General features: G+C 66.2%; 10 protein-coding genes. 1 reads left to right on the forward strand and 9 read right to left on the reverse strand.

Annotated elements, in window-relative coordinates; genetic code table 11:
• Nucleotides 1-86: 86 nt before the first annotated feature.
• The 5 genes from secD to ACD584_RS17775 all read right to left on the reverse strand — a co-directional run bounded on the left by secD (nucleotide 87) and on the right by ACD584_RS17775 (nucleotide 5,780).
• Nucleotides 87-1,931 carry a protein translocase subunit SecD gene (gene secD / locus ACD584_RS17755; protein ID WP_175611777.1) on the reverse strand — a complete coding sequence of 615 codons (1,845 nt, stop codon included), beginning with the start codon at nucleotides 1,929-1,931 and terminating at the stop codon, nucleotides 87-89.
• Nucleotides 1,932-2,262: 331 nt separating this feature from the next.
• Nucleotides 2,263-2,616 carry a preprotein translocase subunit YajC gene (gene yajC, locus ACD584_RS17760; protein WP_011037519.1) on the reverse strand — a complete coding sequence of 118 codons (354 nt, stop codon included), beginning with the start codon at nucleotides 2,614-2,616 and terminating at the stop codon, nucleotides 2,263-2,265.
• Nucleotides 2,617-2,748: 132 nt separating this feature from the next.
• Nucleotides 2,749-3,894 (reverse strand): tRNA guanosine(34) transglycosylase Tgt, encoded by a 1,146-nt coding sequence (gene tgt, locus ACD584_RS17765; RefSeq protein ID WP_012438077.1) that lies wholly within the window; start codon nucleotides 3,892-3,894, stop codon nucleotides 2,749-2,751.
• A 78-nt stretch (nucleotides 3,895-3,972) separates the two neighbouring features.
• Nucleotides 3,973-5,043 carry a tRNA preQ1(34) S-adenosylmethionine ribosyltransferase-isomerase QueA gene (queA, locus tag ACD584_RS17770; RefSeq protein ID WP_012438076.1) on the reverse strand — a complete coding sequence of 357 codons (1,071 nt, stop codon included), beginning with the start codon at nucleotides 5,041-5,043 and terminating at the stop codon, nucleotides 3,973-3,975.
• 305 nt (nucleotides 5,044-5,348) lie between these two features.
• Complete coding sequence (locus ACD584_RS17775) at nucleotides 5,349-5,780, reverse strand: Lrp/AsnC family transcriptional regulator (protein WP_012438075.1); 432 nt, start codon at nucleotides 5,778-5,780, stop codon at nucleotides 5,349-5,351.
• Nucleotides 5,781-5,900: 120 nt separating this feature from the next.
• On the opposite strand from ACD584_RS17775, the gene ACD584_RS17780 reads away from it, so the two are divergent.
• Nucleotides 5,901-7,397: an aminotransferase class III-fold pyridoxal phosphate-dependent enzyme gene (locus ACD584_RS17780; RefSeq protein WP_076037991.1), complete on the forward strand. Its 1,497-nt coding sequence runs from the start codon at nucleotides 5,901-5,903 to the stop codon at nucleotides 7,395-7,397.
• Nucleotides 7,398-7,649: 252 nt separating this feature from the next.
• Here ACD584_RS17780 and ACD584_RS17785 read toward each other — a convergent pair whose 3' ends face one another.
• From ACD584_RS17785 to ACD584_RS17800, 4 genes are all read right to left on the reverse strand, one after another.
• A complete protein-coding gene (locus ACD584_RS17785; RefSeq protein WP_076037645.1) occupies nucleotides 7,650-8,357 on the reverse strand; it encodes a glycosyltransferase family 32 protein in 708 nt (235 codons plus the stop codon).
• A gap of 175 nt (nucleotides 8,358-8,532) precedes the next feature.
• Nucleotides 8,533-9,918 (reverse strand): metallophosphoesterase family protein, encoded by a 1,386-nt coding sequence (locus ACD584_RS17790; RefSeq protein WP_076037644.1) that lies wholly within the window; start codon nucleotides 9,916-9,918, stop codon nucleotides 8,533-8,535.
• Nucleotides 9,919-9,923: 5 nt separating this feature from the next.
• The gene (locus tag ACD584_RS17795; protein ID WP_076037643.1) at nucleotides 9,924-11,042 is read right to left on the reverse strand and encodes a phytase; all 1,119 of its coding nucleotides are present in this window, start codon (nucleotides 11,040-11,042) and stop codon (nucleotides 9,924-9,926) included.
• The gene (locus tag ACD584_RS17800) at nucleotides 11,042-13,603 is read right to left on the reverse strand and encodes a TonB-dependent receptor (RefSeq protein ID WP_175611776.1); all 2,562 of its coding nucleotides are present in this window, start codon (nucleotides 13,601-13,603) and stop codon (nucleotides 11,042-11,044) included. Before ACD584_RS17800 ends, ACD584_RS17795 begins: the two co-directional genes overlap by 1 nt.
• Nucleotides 13,604-13,609 lie beyond the last annotated feature (6 nt).

Here is a 13,609-nt window from a genome sequence, read left to right on the forward strand (position 1 = left end):
CCGCACCGTCAAGGTCCGGCCGCTTGCGCAGGGATTCCTTCTGCGGCGTTGCGCAAAGGCGCGCGCGCCGCAGCAGGACTCGCATCTCAGATGGCCACAGACTTGAGCTTCTTGCGGCGGCCATAGATCAGAACCGCCAATGCACGCGAGACAGTGATCGCAGTGAACATCGAGGCAAAAATACCGATCATCATGGTCAACGCAAAACCGCGCAGCGGCCCGGTGCCGAAGGCATACAAAGCCACCGCCACGATCAAGCCGGTGAGGTTGGCGTCCAGAATGGTGCCGCCGGCCTTTTCGTAACCAGCCGCAATCGCCGATTTGGCCGGCACACCCAGGCGCAACTCTTCGCGGATACGCTCGTTGATCAGCACGTTGGCGTCCACCGACAGGCCCACCGACAACGCCAGACCGGCAAACCCCGGCAGCGTCATGGTGGCGCCGAACAACGACATCACCGCCACCACGATCAGCAGGTTGAACAGCAGCGCCACCGAGGTAATCGCGCCGAACACGCGGTAATAGATGGTGAAGAACACCAGCGTGAACAGGAACGAGTAGATCACCGCAGTGACGCCCCGCTCCACGTTCTCCGCACCCAGGCTCGGGCCGATCACGTATTCCTCGACGAAGTCCATCGGTGCGGCCAGCGAGCCGGACTTGAGCAGCTTGGCCAGGTTCTCGGCCTCCACCTTCTCAAGACCGGTGGTCTGGAAGTTCTTGCCGAACACGCCCGCGATGCGGGTCGGCGACAGCGCCTCTTCCTTGACCCGCACGCTGCGCACTTCCTTGCCGTCGACCATGGTCACGGTGGGAATGCGTTCGATGTAGACCACCGACATCAGCTTGCCGACGTTGGCGCTGGTGTAATCGAGCATGCGCTGGCCGGCCACGTTGTTGAGCGTCACTGCCACCGCGGGCATGCCGTTCTGGTCAGTGCTGACGCTGGCGCTGACCATCTGGTCACCGGTTACCAGCGCGCGCTTGTTGAGCAGCACCGGCGCGCCGCTGTCACGCACGCGGTAGACCTTGGCTTCCGGCGGGATGGTGCCGCTGCGCACGGCGTCTTCGGCATTGCCTTCGACCACGGCGCGGAATTCCAGCGAGGCGGTGGCGCCGATCAGGCGCTTGGCCTCGGCCGTGTCCTGCAGACCGGGCAGTTCGACCACGATGCGGTCTTCGCCCTGGCGCTGGATGGTCGGCTCGGACACACCCAGCGCATTGACGCGGTTACGCAAGGTAGTGAGGTTCTGCTCGATCGCACCGCTGGCGATCTGCTTGAGTTCGGCCTCCGGCACCTTGACCGAGATGGTCTGGCCGCTGACGTCGTAGGTCAGCGTGGGCTGCGACTTGGCCAACGCGGTCCGTGCGGCATCGGCGCTGGCGCCCTCGCCCAACGAGACCTGGATGCTGTTGTCGCCACGACGCTCGACCGAGCGATAGGCAATGCGGCCATCGCGCAGCGTGGTGCGGATGTCCTCGGCAAAGCCCTCCAGACGCTTTTCCAGCGCGGCTTTCTGATCGACCTGCATGGCGAAGTGCACGCCGCCGACCAGGTCCAGACCCAGCACCATCGGCCGGCCGCCCAGCTTGGCGAGCCAGTCCGGCACCGTGGATGCCAGGTTCAGCGCCACCGTGTAGTTCTCGCCCAACTGCTGGCGCAACACGTCGTTGGCACGGGTCTGCGCCTGCAGATTAGGCAGGCGCACCATCAGGCTGTCGCCCTCCCGGGTCACCGCCTTGGGCGTGATGCCGGCGCTCTTGAGGTCGGCGTCGATCCGGCTGCGCAACGCGTCGTCCAGCTGCGCACCGCGGCTGGCGGTGATCTGCACGGACGGGTCTTTCTGGTAGACGTTGGGCAGCGCATACAACGCGCTGACCGCCAGCACCACCAGGATCAGGAAATACTTCCAGCGAGGAAATTCGAGCATTGCGACAGTCCCGCGCGGCACCATCCCGGCGCCACGCCTAGCAGTGAGAACGACTTCAGGCGGCCGATACAGCGTCGCGAGCGGTCATCCGGTGGATACGGGCAGTGCATGGAGCAAAAGCGCCCGGGGGCGTGGTCCGACTTCGTGCACCGACTGCGCCCACCAGAGGGTGCGCGCAGCTGTGGTGTTGCAGGTGTTCACTTGCAGTGACGTCTTGGGCGGACCCAAGCACGCATTGGCAGCGCAACGACAGCGGAGTGTACGAGCGGCCCCTGCCGTTTTCGAGCACCTGCCGGCCGCGCCGGACAGTGCCCGCTGCCGATGACGCGACTTAGCTGGCGGACTTCAGCGTGCCCTTGGGCAGCACGTGGCCAACGGCGCTGCGCTGCACGCGGATGCGCACGTTGTCGGCCACTTCCACGGTGATGAAGTTCTCGCCGATATCGGTGATCACGCCAGCCACGCCGCCGGAGGTGATGACCTCATCGCCACGCGACAGCTTGTCCAGCAACGCCTTGTGTTCCTTCTGGCGCTTCATCTGCGGGCGGATCATCAGGAAGTACATGACCGCGATCAGGATGATCGGCAACGCGAAGGTGGACAGGCTTCCCATCGGGCCGGGGGCCGGCGCGCCGCCAGTGGCCTGCGCCTGGGCGACGGGGATCAGGAAATCGAGCAGATTCATTCTATGCATCCTAGGTTTGGTGCCAGCGCGCCCAGCGGCCCGCTCGCCATTCAGGTACCGCCGGAGCGGAACAGCCGGGAATTATGCCATGCAGGTCCCACGCCGTCCGCGCCAGGGCACGGACGGCAGGTCTCAGCTGGATTCCCCGGGCAGCGGCGGCGTGGTGGCGCCGCGTGCCGCATAGAAGGACCGCCGGAACTCCACAAAGGTTCCCGCCGCGATCGCCGCGCGCATGTCGGCCATCAGTTTTTCGTAGTACCAGAGGTTGTGCAGGGTGCCCAGCATCGGCGCCAGCATCTCGTTGCAGCGGTCCAGATGGCGCAGGTACGCGCGCGTGTAGCCGCTGCTGCAGGCGTGGCAGCCGCAGCCCGGCTCGATGGTGTCCAGGTCGCGTTCGTACTTGGCGTTGCGGATGCGCACCGTGCCGAACGAGGTGAAATAGTGACCGTTGCGCGCGTTGCGGGTGGGCATCACGCAGTCGAACATGTCCACCCCGCGCGCCACGCCTTCGACCAGATCCTCCGGCCGGCCCACGCCCATCAGGTAGCGCGGCCGCTCGGCCGGCAGGCGCGGATGCAGGTGTTCGAGCATGGCATTGCGCTCGTGCTCGGGCTCGCCCACCGCCAGGCCGCCGATGGCATAGCCGTCGAAGCCAATGGCCTGCAAACCGTCCAACGAGCGGCTGCGCAGGTCCGGGTGCACCCCGCCCTGCACGATGCCGAACAGCGCCGCGTCATTGCCCAGCCCGTCATGCGCCTGACGCGAGCGCTGCGCCCAGCGCAGGCTCAGCTCCATCGAACGCCGCGCGACGTCTTCGGTGGCCGGGTACGGCGTGCATTCGTCGAAGATCATCACGATGTCCGAATCGAGCACCTTCTGGATCTGCATGCTCTCTTCCGGCCCCAGGAACACCCGCGCGCCGTCGGTTGGCGAGGAGAACGTGACGCCTTGTTCGGTGATCTTGCGGCGATGCGCTAGCGAAAACACCTGGAAGCCGCCCGAGTCGGTGAGGATCGGCCCGTCCCAGCGCGCAAATCCGTGCAGCCCACCGTGGTCACCGATCACGTCCAGGCCCGGGCGCAGGTACAGATGGAAGGTATTGCCCAGGATGATCTCCGCGCCCAGCGCGCGGATCTGCTCGGGCAGGATGCCCTTGACCGACCCATAGGTGCCCACCGGCATGAACGCCGGCGTCTCCACCGTGCCACGCGGAAAGGTCAGGCGGCCACGGCGCGCATGGCCGTCGGTGGTCTGGAGCTGGAACTGGAGTCGGGACATTGGAAGGCCGGGAATGGGGAATCGGGAGTTGGGAATCGGAGAAGCGGGTGGCGATGGCAGAACGTGTGGCGGCAAGCCCTACGATTCCCCATTCCCGATTCCCCACTCCCGGCTCCACAACAACATCGCATCGCCATAGGAGAAGAAGCGATAGCGCTGCGCGATGGCGTGTGCGTAGGCGGCGAAGATGCGGTCGCAGCCGGCGAAGGCCGAGACCATCATCAGCAGCGTGCTTTCGGGCAGGTGGAAATTGGTGACCATCGCATCGACGCTGCGGATGCGGTAGCCGGGCAGGATGAAGATCTGGGTTTCGCCGGCGAACGGCTGCAATTCGCCGTGCGGGGCGTCGTCGGTCTTGCGCCAGGCGCTTTCCAGCGAGCGCACCACGGTGGTGCCCACCGCGATCACGCGGCCACCGCGCGCACGGGTGCGGCGCACCTGCTCGACCAGCGCGGCGCCCACATTGAGCCACTCGGTGTGCATCACATGCTTGTCCAGCGCATCCACGCGCACCGGCTGGAAGGTGCCGGCGCCCACGTGCAAGGTCACATGGCCGAACTCCACCCCGCGCTCGCGCAGGCGCGCCAGCAGGGCTTCGTCGAAATGCAGGCCGGCGGTCGGCGCAGCGACCGCGCCCACTTCGCGCGCGAACACGGTCTGGTAGCGCTCGCGATCGTCCAGCCCCGGCTCGCGGCGGATGTACGGCGGCAGCGGCAGGCGCCCGGCGTCGAGCAACCAATGCTCCAGCGGCGCGGGGATGTCGAAACGCAACAGGTAAAACTCGCCGTCGCGGCCCAGCACTTCGGCCTGGCCACCGGCGTCCAGCGCGATCACGCTGCCGGCCTTGGGCGACTTGCTGGCGCCGATCTGCGCCCGCGCCTGCTGCCCGCCGAGCAGCCGCTCGATCAGGATCTCCACCCGCCCGCCGCTGGCCTTCTGCCCGAACAACCGCGCCGGGATCACCCGGGTGTCGTTGAAGATCAGCAGGTCGCCCGGCTGCAGCAGCTCGGGCAGATCGCGCACCTGCCGGTCACTGAAGGCCGCCGGCGTCGGCGGCACCACCAGCAAACGGCTGGCCGCCCGCTCGGCCAACGGCGCCTGGGCGATCAGTTCTTCGGGTAGGTCGTAATGGAAATCGGACTTCTTCAAGGCGTGGCGGTACAGCGGTTTGGGGGCGCTAGTTTAGCGGGACATGCTGAGGCAGGTTTGGCAGCCTTTTCCTCCAGGGGAAACAAGACCTGCGGAGATCGCGGAGGTAGCAGATCCTTCTCCCATCGGGAGAAGGTGGCGCGCAGCGCCGGATGAGGGTACGGGCGAAGCATAATGCGCTCAAATATTGCAGAGGCTTCGCCCCGTACCCTCACCCCAACCCCTCTCCCGGGGGAGAGGGGCTTGCTAGCTCGCGAATCATGGCTCTTACGATTCCCGATTCCCCACTCCCGAATCCCTGCCCACTACCTCTCGAACTTCGTCGACAGGATGATCGAGCTGGTAGTGCGCTCCACGCCGTCGATGGCGCCGATGGCGTCGGTGAGCACGTCCATGGCGTCTACGCCGCCGACCACGCCCAGGGCGATCAGGTCGTAGGGGCCGCTGACCGAATGCAGCGCGCGGACGTCGGCGATCTCGCGCAGGGCCTTGACCACCGCGGGCATCTTCTTCGGCAGCACGGTGATCAGGATGTGCGCGCGGATGCGGCCGTGTTCGTAGGCGTCGTGGGTGCGGACGGTGTAGCCGCTGATCACGCCTTCACGCTCGAGTTTCTCCAACCGGCTCTGCACCGTGGTGCGCGAGAGCCCGAGCCGGCGCGCGATCTGCGCGGTGGAGGCGCGCGCGTCCTCGCGCAGCAGGGACAACAACTGCTCGTCGGCGGGTGTGATCTTCATTTCGGCCATTCATTTCGTCGAATCGACGAAAATACCTCAATTCCTGCCCGGATCGGCGCTGCCAAACGACGATCCAGTGCCGTTAATGTGACGGGAACGCCACCGCTTCAGGAGATGCGCATGTCTGTCCTTGCCCCGCTCGCCCCGCTGCGTGCCCACGCCGGCCGCCGCCTGACCGCCGGCCTGGACGATGCCACCATCGAACGCCTGGCCACCGACCACCCCACCCTGCGCCAGGCCATCGAGGCCGCCGGGAGCGAATACACGCTGGTGCAGGCCGAGGTCGCCGACCTACTGGACCTGGACGAAGACGCACAGATCAGCGCGGTGCAGGACGGCTTCATCAATTTCTACGCCGACGATGCGGTAACTCCGTACGTGGCGCTGGCCGCGCGCGGCCCGTGGGTGATCACGCTCAAGGGCGCGGTGCTGTACGACGCCGGCGGCTACGGCATGCTCGGTTTCGGCCATACGCCCGAGGCGGTGCTCGACGCCATGGCGCGCCCGCAGGTGATGGCCAACGTGATGACGCCCAGCCTGGCGCAGCGCAAGCTCGACCGCGCCCTGCGTGCGGAGATCGGCCACACCCGCGGCGGCTGCCCGTTCGCGCGCTTCATGTGCCTCAACTCCGGCTCCGAAGCGGTGGGCCTGGCCGCGCGCATCGTCGACACCAACGCCAAGCTGCACACCGATCCGGGTGCGCGCCACGCCGGCGCCACCATCAAGCGCCTGGTGGTCAAGGGCAGCTTCCACGGCCGCACCGATCGCCCGGGGCTGTATTCCGATTCCAGCCGCAAGACCTACAGCAAGTACCTGGCCAGCTACCGCGACGAAGACTCGGTGATTGCGATTGCGCCGTATGACATCGCGGCACTGCAGCACGCCTTTGACGAGGCCGCGCGCAACCACTGGTTCATCGAGGCGGTGTTCCTGGAGCCGGTGATGGGCGAAGGCGACCCGGGCCGTGCGCTGCCGGCGGAGTTCTACGCTGCCGCGCGCACGCTGACCCGTAACCACGGCAGCCTGCTGCTGGTGGATTCGATCCAGGCCGGCCTGCGTGCGCACGGCGTGCTGTCGGTGGTGGATTACCCCGGTTTCGAACAGCTCGATCCGCCGGACCTGGAAACCTATTCCAAGGCGCTCAATGCCGCGCAATATCCGCTCTCGGTGCTCGCGGTGACCGAGCAGGCCGCGCAGGTGTACCGCAAGGGCACCTACGGCAACACCATGACCACCAACCCGCGCGCGCTGGATGTGGCTTGCGCCACCCTGGCGCTGTTCACCCCGCAGATCCGCGACAACATCCGCCTGCGCGGTGCACAGGCGCTGCGCAAGCTGGAAGCGCTGCAGGCCGAGCTCGGCGGCCTGATCACCAAGGTGCAGGGCACCGGCTTGCTGTTCTCCTGCGAACTGGCACCGCAGTACAAGTGCTACGGTGCCGGCTCTACCGAGGAGTGGCTGCGCCACCACGGCGTCAACGTGATCCACGGCGGCGAGAATTCGCTGCGCTTCACCCCGCACTTCGGCATGGACGAAGCCGAACTCGACCTGCTGGTGGGCCTGATCGCCAAAGCGCTCAAGGAAGGCCCGCGTCAGGCGCAGGCCGAGGCGGCTTGAGGGCTGGTGAATAGGTTGAGTGCTGGCGAGGTGACTTGCCGCCAGCACGGTGCAACTGGTGCTAGCGGCGTCTGACACGCGCCGAGCAGTGGATCTGGCACCGCCTGATGGCGATGCGTCGTGGGGCGTTCGTCGGCCGTCTCGCTCGTCATCTGCGCCGCGACAGCCACACGACAACACGGTTGCGGCGACCCATGAGGTCGCCGCAACTGCATTCGCACACGTAAAACGCCAGTAAGCCGCTTGGACTTCTCAGATGGGCACGGCACTCAACTTCCGGCGCAGGTAGTTGGTGACGGCGCGACGCGGCGACTTGCCGCGCCACGACGCCCAGCACAGATGCGAACCGACTGCCGTGGCGCCGCCGCGGTGGCCAAGCCCGAACCAGGTGCGGTCGGGATGGAACGCATCGCGCACCGGGAACACGATGCCCGCGAACTGGGCACCATTGGCGTTATAGAACCGCGTCATTCCACGTGGGCCGGACATCATCGGGATCTGCCGATGGTCCTCCACCAACTCCGGCGCGTGCGCGCTGAAGATGTGCTCGATGAACGCCCGCCAGAATGGATGGCCCGCTTCCGAGCCGAAGACCGCGTTGCCGATCTTGAACGCCGCATTGTCTGGCGCGCCCTCTTCCACGGGCAGCACGCAGGCCTGGGTCAAGACATCCGGGCCGAGCGTGCGCAGCAATTTATAGTCGGTATCGAAGTAGAAACCGCCGTAGACGTGCATGTAGGCACAGCGTGCGATGTCGGCCTTCATGACGCCGAAGCGGATGGCTTCAAAGCGATCGGCCAGCTCCGGAAATGCGCTGCGCATCAGCGCGGAATTGTCGGCGTCGTCCCAGACATTGCAGGTCCAGCCAGGAAGAAGACGTTGCAGCCGGGCCTGGACGCGGCGCTCTTCCCACATCAGGTCCTTGGTGGGTGCGGCCAGATGGAACACATGCGGAATCATGTGGGCTCTCACGAGTGGGGGGCGCTGCCCTCACATCAGCCCGGATCACCTCGGGCCACAGAGTCAGCCCGGGTGATTTTAATTACCCCCATAGTGTGACGCAGTTATCTTTTATAAAGATCGCAACGCCGCTTCGCGTTGGTGCTGAATCGGTCAGGCCGCAGTTACTTACGGGTCATTCCCAACACCGATCCGCCCGCCCCTTGAGCGTGGCACTGCGCGGGCAATCGCGTGGCGCAATCCGGCCCGCCTCGTGCTCGATCAACTGCTTGGACCCATCTGCGCGGCGTTGCAGCTCGAACGCATCGTAGAGGCGTCCGGTCGCCGTGCGCGACTCGTAGACGAGCTTCTGTTGATCGATGCGCAGCACCTGATACAGCTGGGTGTCTTCGCCCACCGGGCGCATGGTCTTGCGCGCCATGTCCGAGAGCCGGTACTGCTTGGGGCCGGCCACCGACACCACGAACACCGGCGTTGGCCGGCCGCCGTCATCGCCGCGCCGGCCGTAGGTGTGGTCATGGCCCTGCAGCACCAGGTCGACCTTGTGGCGGCGGATCACCGGCAACACCTGCTCGACCAGCTTTTGGTTCTCGCGGTCGGCACGCGGCGAAAAGAACGGCTGATGGATCAGCACGATCGACCAGGGATGCGGGTTGTCGGCAAGCACGCCATCCAGCCACTGCGCCTGTGCCTGCCCGGTGCCCAGATCCAGCGCCGAGGTGCCATCGAGCACTGCGATGCGCACGCCCTGGTAATCGAACCAGTAACTGGTGCGCGCGGTGGCGGCCGGGCCGTTGCGCGGCAGCGCGAAGGTCACCGGCCAATGGCCGCCGAGCACGCGCGTAGCCTGCGGGGTGTCTTCGGCGTCTTCGTGATATTCGTGATTGCCCGGTGCCGGCGCCACCGCGGTGCCTTCCAGCAACCAGCGCCCGGCTTCGAACCATTCGGCCCATTCGTTGTCGTCCTGGCCGTCCTTGCCGCTGACCAGATCGCCGGCGAACAACGCCAGCCGCGCCTCCGGTGCCGAGCGCCAGGCCTGACGGATCACCCGCGACACCAGGCTGAGATTCTTGTTCTGCGTATCGCCGAAATACAGCAGCGTCAGCGGGGTGCCGGGCGTGGCTGCGGTACGGAAGTGATTCCACGCGCCCCAGGTGCCCTGGCCCTGCACGCGATACGCGTAGAGCGTGTCCGGCGTGAGTCCGTCGATGTCGGCGCGGTGATGATGCGAGGCGCCGTTTTCCGAACTCAAGGTCGCGGTCGTGGCCTGGATGCGCCGCGGCGTGCCCACATCCGGCGAATCGCCGGCTACCACCAGTTCCAGCCAGGGCGCAGTGACGCTGGCATCGGTACGCCAGGCCACTGCGAAGCCTCGCGCGGCATCCTGCGCCGGGGTGGCGACGATCCGGTCCGGGAAGCCATCGGCCACATAGTGCGTGGAGCCCAGCGGCACCTGGGTGTTCGGCTCGGCCGCCTTGTCGGCAGCCACGGCGGGCACACAGGCGAGCGCCAGCAACGCCAGCACGGCGCGTAACGAATGCTGCTTCAACGACTGCTGCATCACTGTCACGGTGCGCAGTCCTTCAAGCGCAGCGTGCGCGCGATGTCGCGCCAATCGAACGCAGCCACGGCCTGGTCGTCGTGCAGCGCGTAGAACACCCCACCCGGGAAGCGCGCATCGCCATGCTGGTCCAGCCACACGCCATCGGTATTGGCGGTCACCCGCCCGGCGAACGCACCGACCGGCGCCAGGCTCTGCCGATCGAACACCTGGAACACGCTGCGGTCCTTGAACTGGTCGGTGGCAATCCAGTAGCCGCTGCCGTCGGCGCACTGCAGCAAGGTCATGCCTTCGGCCTGCGCCTTGAACAAGCCCGTGCCCACATTGCGGCCGCGATAGCGGCCATCCATGCCGTACTCACGCAACTGCGTGCCTACCGCGACATCTTCCTCGGCAATCATCAGGCGCGCGTTGGCCTCGTCGCCAAAGACCGATTCGGCAATGCGCACCGCACCGGCCTCGGTGGTATCGCCAAAGCTCTGCGTCAGCGTGGCGTTCCAGCCCTGCCCTGCGGTCTGCAGCTGATAGCGGCGGAAACGCTGGCCAAGCTCGGCCAACGGCGGCGGTGTGTCCTTGTTGGCCGGCGACATGTAGTTGTCGCTGACCACCACCTCGTAGCCGCCGTTGTGCTTGCGCACCCACAGCCCGTACGGTTCGCGCAGTTCGTCCTGGCCGAAGGCGGCCAACGGCTTGAAGTCCGGCAGCGAGAACACCTGCACGCGGCGATTGTCGCGCTCCACCACGAACACCAGATCGTCGACCACCGAGATCCCGTTGGGACGATCCAGCTTGCCCGGCGCCTTGCCCTTACCGCCCACCACGCGCAACCGCTTGCCGCTGTCGCCATCGAACACCACCAGCGCATGCGTGGCCTTGGCGGTGGCGATCAGCCAGCGGCTACCATCCGGCGCAATCCAGCTGGCCGGCGAATCCAGGTTGTCGGCAGGCGTCAACGCCGTGATGAAGGCCTCCGGCACCACCTGATGCGCGACCTTGGACTCGCTGAGCAAAGGGTCTTGCAGCAGCGCTTCGTCGGCTTCACGGTCGGCTGGCGCGCTGGCGCAACCGGCCAACGCCGCCGCGGCGGCGAGCACTGTGGTCTGCAGGATGTGGCGCGCGGCCATCACAGCGCCACCTTCAGGCCGAGCGCATAGGTGCGGCCGTACTCTTCGTTCTGCAGCGTGCGCGAAGGCACGCCCTGGTACAGCTCCAACGGCTCGTCGAGCAGGTTCTGCGCTTCCAGATACAGGCTGACGTGGCTGTTGAACTGATAGCTCATGCTGACATCCAGTTGGGTGTGTGGCGCGACGTAGATATCGTACGCGCGGCTCTGGCCGATGGTGTCCAGGTACTCGCTGCGATACACGGCCGCCACGCGCGCACTAAAGCCATACTTTTCATAGCCCAGATGGCCGCTGTAGATGCGCTTGGACGAGCGCGGCAGCATGAAGTCGTCGCCGGCGCGATTGCTCAGGCCCGGGTCGAAGTCGCTGTCCAGGGCGGTGGCGCTGGCGCCAACCAACAAGCCGTTCCAGCCTTCGGGCAGGAAGTCCAGCGTCTGCTGCCAGTTGAACTCGGCGCCGCGCACCTTGGCGGTGTCGCCATTGATCGAGCGCGTCACCTGCAGGCCCGGGAATTCGGCATCGGTGGTGCTGAGGGTCTGCACGATGTAATCGTCGATCGACTTGTTGAACACCCCCAGCGACACCAGCCCGGTGCTGCCGATGTATTTTTCGAACGACAGGTCCAGATTGGTGGAGCGATACGGGTTGAGGTCCGGGTTGCCGATGCTCACTTCTTCATCGCCGCGGTTGATGCTCACGCGCGGCGACACATCGCCGAACGACGGGCGCGACAGGGTCTTGTTGGCTGCAAAGCGCAGCACCCAATCGTTGCCGCTGTCGTAGCGCAGGTGCAGGCCCGGCAACACATTGGTGTAGCTGCTGGACGCCTCGCGCGGCGTGACCGTGGCGGTGCGGCCGTTTTCGGCCACGTCCACCTGGTTGCCGGTGGCGTTGAACTGCGTGTTTTCCACGCGGACACCGGCAATCATGCGCAGCGCACCGATGTCCCAGGTGCCCATGGCATAGGTGGCGAAGACGTCTTCGGTGGCGGTGTAGTCGTCCTGCAGCGAGACCTGCTGGTTGCCGCCCACGTCCTGCGGACGAGCGCTGTACAACCCACCCGACGCGCGCCAGTAGCGACGCATGCCGTCCGAGCCGATGCTTTCGCCCAGCGTGCCGCCGCGGTGCTCCGGTGCGGCGGTGGTCCAGCTGCTCAGATCGATCGCCGGGCCACGCCGCAGCTCCTGTTCGTTGACGTCCACATCGCGCTCGCGCCAGCGACCGAGCACACCCATCTTCAGGCTGGAATGTTCGCCGTCGAAGCGCACATTGACCTGCGCGCTGTGCTCGCTGTCGTCCACCGTCTTGGGCGACACGACAAAGCGGTCGAACACGAAGTCCTGGTTGCTCTGCCATCCGTTGTCAGAGAACCCCAGCCGCGGGATGCCGCTGCGCTGGTCCACGGTGGCCGACAGGTCGTCGCCGTCGTAGTTGAAGCGCGCTTCCATTTCGTCGTTTACGCGTTCGGTGGTCTTGGTGTAGCCCACCTTGTAGTCCACCGTTGCAGCGCTCAGGCGGTTTTCACCACCGAAGCTGATTGCCGTGTTGTCTTCCTTCTTGGTGCGGTAGCGCACCCGCTTGGAGATGCTGTCCGCTGGCAGGTCGGCCACGTCGTAGGTGCCATCGCCGTTGGCGCTGACCTCCCCATCGGCCAGGCCGAAGATGGTGCGCTGACGTGTTTCGGCATCGTCGAAACGGCTGTACAGCGAGCGCAGGTAGTAGCGGTTGTCGGCGTCCGGGCGCCAGTCCAGATTGAGGTTGGCGCCCATGCGGGTGCGCTCGATGAAGTACTTGCGACGCTGCACTTCGCCGGCGAACAGGTCATCGGCAGCGCCACCGTCGAAGCTGTCGTACGCCACTTCGGTGTTGTCGGATTCGAACTCACGGTCCTGATAGTTCACACCCACCGCCACACCGAAGGTGCCGTTGTAGATGTCGCTGTAATTGAACGCGCCCTTGGGGCTGGTCTTGCCCGACAGCGACTGGTGGCTGCCTTCGATCGACCCGCGCAGGGTGCGCCCGTCGCGATCGAACGCCGAGGTGGATTCCACCTGGATGGCGCCGCCGATCGAATCGCCCGGCATGTCCGGCGTGGGCGACTTCACGACCTTCAAGCGCTCGGTGGAATCGGACGGAATCACGTCCAGCGGCGCCGAGCGTGTACCGTCTTCCGGCGTGCCCATGCTCATGCCGTCGATGGTCACGCTGTTGAGCGACGAATCCAGGCCGCGGATCACCACAAAGCGCCCCTCTCCCTGGTCGCGGGTGACGCTGACACCGGGCAGGCGCTGCAAGGATTCTGCAACATTCTTGTCGGGGTAGCGGCCCATCGCATCGGAGGCCACCGCATCCTGGATCGCATCGGAAGCACGCTTGAGATCGACTGCGCGCTCCTGCGCTTCCAATTGTGGCCGCACTTCCAGCCGCTCCAGGTCGATTGCCGCCGCGCCGCTGGCTGCACCGGTCGCGACCGCCTCTTCTGCCGCCTGTGCCAGCGGGCTCCACGCGACCGAAGCCAACGTCAGCGTGATCGCCATGCAGAGCGGAGTCTTGTTCAACACGAGTGC

Origin of the sequence: Xanthomonas sp. NCPPB 2922, from assembly GCF_041520885.1 — a bacterium.
Lineage (GTDB): Bacteria > Pseudomonadota > Gammaproteobacteria > Xanthomonadales > Xanthomonadaceae > Xanthomonas > Xanthomonas campestris.

Bases quoted from the DNA above. Each gene is read 5' to 3' on its own strand.
- secD (WP_175611777.1), bottom strand. From the start codon at position 1,931: ATGCTCGAATTTCCTCGCTGGAAGTATTTCCTGATCCTGGTGGTGCTG.
- ACD584_RS17775 (WP_012438075.1), bottom strand. From the start codon at position 5,780: ATGAAGATCACACCCGCCGACGAGCAGTTGTTGTCCCTGCTGCGCGAG.
- yajC (WP_011037519.1), bottom strand. From the start codon at position 2,616: ATGAATCTGCTCGATTTCCTGATCCCCGTCGCCCAGGCGCAGGCCACT.
- ACD584_RS17790 (WP_076037644.1), bottom strand. From the start codon at position 9,918: ATGCAGCAGTCGTTGAAGCAGCATTCGTTACGCGCCGTGCTGGCGTTG.
- ACD584_RS17795 (WP_076037643.1), bottom strand. From the start codon at position 11,042: ATGGCCGCGCGCCACATCCTGCAGACCACAGTGCTCGCCGCCGCGGCG.
- ACD584_RS17780 (WP_076037991.1), top strand. From the start codon at position 5,901: ATGTCTGTCCTTGCCCCGCTCGCCCCGCTGCGTGCCCACGCCGGCCGC.
- ACD584_RS17785 (WP_076037645.1), bottom strand. From the start codon at position 8,357: ATGATTCCGCATGTGTTCCATCTGGCCGCACCCACCAAGGACCTGATG.
- tgt (WP_012438077.1), bottom strand. From the start codon at position 3,894: ATGTCCCGACTCCAGTTCCAGCTCCAGACCACCGACGGCCATGCGCGC.